Source organism: Candidatus Infernicultor aquiphilus, assembly GCF_002784285.1.
GTDB classification, from domain to species: Bacteria; Atribacterota; Phoenicimicrobiia; order Phoenicimicrobiales; family Phoenicimicrobiaceae; genus Infernicultor; species Infernicultor aquiphilus.
In genome coordinates this window covers 1-2,233 of record NZ_PFKO01000380.1, presented here as the reverse complement: position 1 = coordinate 2,233, position 2,233 = coordinate 1, and the positions used below count along the sequence as shown (strand labels likewise).

The window sequence follows — 2,233 nt, the reverse complement described above, 5'->3', positions numbered from 1 at the left end:
ATAAAATATTAGCTCGCCTATTTTTTTTATAACAGAACCGGCGAGACGCCTGTCCTGCGGATTTTATGGTGATTTTTGGTAGGGGTCGGATTCATCCGACCCGAGATTCCTTACGGGCTTGATAAATCAAGCCCCTACAAACACAAAAATTCTTATTCTTTAAATCAAGCACCTACTTTTTAAGTAATTTGTGAAATATTCTTATACCTATACGCTAAACGCTATACGCTAAATATAGTGAATGAAATAAGTAACAAAGCCTTATAAACCAAAATGTTCACTAATCATTTTGTTTATTTTGTTTATAATTTCCTGGTCTTCAATATTTCCTATTTTATTTATTAACTTTTTCTTATCTATGCTTCTAAGTTGTATAATCATTATTTTGGAATTTTCATTTAAACCTGCTGATTCCTTTGGAATATACACTTCGAAGGGGTATACTTTGTTTATATTAGAAGATAAGGGAGCAACTGTAACTAAGGGTGAAAACTGATTGTGAATATCGTTAGATATAATTACAGCGGGTCTTTTCTTCTTTACTTCGTGTCCAACAGTAGGGTCAAAATTGACTAAATATATTTCTCCTTTTTTAGGATATGCCATCATTTATAGTCCCCTCGAATTCTTGATTTTCTGTTTTTATTTCAGGGTAAGCATCTTTATAAGCTTTTATTAGGGTTTGTTCTTTTTGCTTTTGGAATTGTTTTTTTAATAAATCAGCAATAAATTTACTTCTCTTTCTATCAGGAATTACTTCTCTTAGGGTATTGACTAAATCTTTGGGTAATGAAATAGTTACTTTTTCTTGAGTAGTCATAATATACCTCCGTCTAATTAGGATATCTATTTATTACATAATAACATTATTATTTTTATTATCAAGGGGAAAATCGATTTGAAAATATTATTTAGCGGGTTCGATGAATCGAACCCCTACATCATATAATAGACAGGCGGGATGCCTGTCCTACTTTTTTTCCCCTCAAGATTACTTGGAATGACATTTTATGTAAATAACATATTGATATATTTTGTAATTTATATTATATTTTTAATAGAACAGTAAGGAGTGAATTAGAAAAAAGAGGTGGACGGAAAATTTTAAATATTGAAGATGGTGATATTGTCCGATTTACTGTAGAGGACAATAAGATAGTTATTGCCCCAGGGGCGATTGTGGATAAAGACCAGGCATATTTTTTTGGCGAGAGATGCCAGAAGGAGATTAGAGAATCAGAGAAGGAGTTTAAAGAGGGAAAATATTCTTCTTTTACATCAGCGTCCTTCCTTGCGAAATAAAACCATAAAAGGCACTATTAATACATGGGAATTTAGTATCAACAAAAATTATAGATGTATATATAGAAAGGAAAAAGAGGAAGCATATATTCTGGCTATAGTAAAACATGAAGATACCTTTTAAGAAAAAAGCTATGAAAGTAGCCTGTCCGTTTTTTTTATTTATACAATATGATTAGATACTGAAAAACTGGTAAACAAAACGAAAAAATGATATTATAAAATAAATATATTTTTTAAGTATAACTATTATATGGCTAAATCCAATTAATAATTTTAGAGGTTACAATATGCGACGACTTACTAAATGCCTAAATATTTCAAGAAAGGAAAAGAATTTATTATTACGTTGCCGGGAATCTATTTATAAGATATCTCCTAAGGCAAAAGTTATTCTTTATGGTTCAAGAGCTCGCGGAGATGACGTTCCTGAATCTGACTATGATTTACTTGTTTTAGTAGACCACCCAGTAACCCTTAGAGAGGAGGATATTTTTCGTCAACAATTATTCCCTATAGAAATTGAGACTGGTTATGTTCTTACTCTAAATATGTATCATTTAAGTGATTGGGATAGTCTCTTATATAAGGTAATGCCTTTTCGCCAAAATGTAGAAAGAGAAGGTTTAGTAATATGAAAAAAGAAATTAGGACTTTCCTCTTCTAAACATAGTGGTGTAAGAGCACTTTTCCATCAGAATTTTGTAAAAAATGGATTAATAAATAGAGAAATGGGAAAATTTTATGATAAGCTTTTTGATACACGGCAAAAAGGGGATTATGCGGATTTAGTATATTTTGATAAAAAAGAGGTAGGTTCTTGGTTTGATGAAGCTAAAAAATTTATAAGTTCTATTAAAAATATAATCGAATAAATAAGGTAATAAAAAAGGAACAGGCTATTTTTTGGAGAAAAAAAATACAATAAGTA

Annotated in this window: 4 protein-coding genes and 1 pseudogene; 3 read left to right on the top strand and 2 right to left on the bottom strand. The window is 30.2% G+C overall.

Annotated features, from left to right (window positions below; translation table 11 throughout):
* Positions 1–261 precede the first annotated feature (261 nt).
* Entirely contained in the window at positions 262–609 is a 348-nt protein-coding gene (locus COZ07_RS10610) for a type II toxin-antitoxin system PemK/MazF family toxin (protein ID WP_406608535.1), read from the bottom strand.
* Positions 593–820 (bottom strand): hypothetical protein, encoded by a 228-nt coding sequence (locus tag COZ07_RS10605; RefSeq protein ID WP_406608534.1) that lies wholly within the window; start codon positions 818–820, stop codon positions 593–595. The genes COZ07_RS10610 and COZ07_RS10605 overlap by 17 nt, the downstream gene beginning before the upstream one ends.
* A 342-nt stretch (positions 821–1,162) precedes the next feature.
* Here COZ07_RS10605 and COZ07_RS10600 point away from each other — a divergent pair, with 342 nt between their 5' ends.
* The 3 genes and pseudogenes from COZ07_RS10600 to COZ07_RS10590 all read left to right on the top strand — a co-directional run.
* Positions 1,163–1,426 carry a hypothetical protein gene (locus COZ07_RS10600; protein WP_406608533.1) on the top strand — a complete coding sequence of 88 codons (264 nt, stop codon included), beginning with the start codon at positions 1,163–1,165 and terminating at the stop codon, positions 1,424–1,426.
* A gap of 166 nt (positions 1,427–1,592) precedes the next feature.
* Positions 1,593–1,940 carry a nucleotidyltransferase domain-containing protein gene (locus tag COZ07_RS10595; protein WP_406608532.1) on the top strand — a complete coding sequence of 116 codons (348 nt, stop codon included), beginning with the start codon at positions 1,593–1,595 and terminating at the stop codon, positions 1,938–1,940.
* An 18-nt stretch (positions 1,941–1,958) separates the two neighbouring features.
* A pseudogene (locus COZ07_RS10590) lies at positions 1,959–2,177 on the top strand (HEPN domain-containing protein); the annotation flags it as partial.
* Positions 2,178–2,233: the final 56 nt, after the last annotated feature.